Raw genomic sequence first — 879 nt, 5'->3', positions numbered from 1 at the left:
AAAAGCGGGTGATCAACTACATCTGGATATTCAGTTTCGCCGACAACGACGCACTATTGTTAGCTTTTTTGGTATTGTTCGTATTGGTGAAAAAATTGTATGTACATCTGAATTTATGTGTGCAAGGCAATAAAAAAAGGATTGGATAGACCAAACCAATCCTTCACTTCATCATCTTATTGACGTTATTTTTAACTTAATTAGTGTTTTCTTCAATACGCAATAATTGTGTAATCTCAGAAAGAGTGACATTCTCAAAATCCAACGTTTTTTCAACGAGTTGAGTCAATTGTTTATCTTGCATCACTAATGAAGCATTATCGTAAAATTTACTGATCACATCCTTATCAGTCATTGGATTTTGTGGATTACCATATTGAATATCTAATCTCTCGGTGATCTTTTCACCATTTTTTAATGTCACAAAAATTAATCCTGGAAAATATGTTGGGAATGGTATTTCAGCTTTTTCAGGATAACGATAACTTACACGCTTCGCTAACGATTGAATATCTTCACGTTGTAAGTTTTCGGGTAATAATGAAGATAACGTTAATGCATTATCTAAAAAGCCCACAGCAAATAGCCACGGCAAACTAAATTTTGCTCCATAAGCTGTTTGAGGTGCCCATTTTGTTTCAAGTGGTTCACAAATTAAAGCGGCTGCGACAGGATCAACCACGCACTCCACGCTCTCAATATCATCAGCCGTGACCCCTTTTTTCAGCAGATTACGTCCACAGTCAACAGTCGCATGAGCAAAGTGGCACACCGGATAAGGCTTAATCGAAACATTTAAAAATTCCCATCGTTTACCTAATCCCAATGCCACTTGTTCGGGTTGTGCTTGTTCTCGAATACCGTGAGTTTGGTAGAGAC

Annotated in this window: 1 protein-coding gene; it reads right to left on the bottom strand. The window is 37.3% G+C overall.

Annotated elements, in window-relative coordinates; genetic code table 11:
* Positions 1–196 precede the first annotated feature (196 nt).
* A partial coding sequence (locus ABN217_RS19045; RefSeq protein ID WP_502935135.1) for an MmgE/PrpD family protein occupies positions 197–879 on the bottom strand: 683 nt, incomplete at its 5' end.

The sequence above is a fragment of the Proteus sp. fly-1067 genome, assembly GCF_040139345.1.
GTDB lineage: Bacteria > Pseudomonadota > Gammaproteobacteria > Enterobacterales > Enterobacteriaceae > Proteus > Proteus vulgaris_B.
The sequence above is the reverse complement of the archived record's forward strand: the minus strand, read 5'-3'. Positions and strand labels throughout refer to the sequence as shown.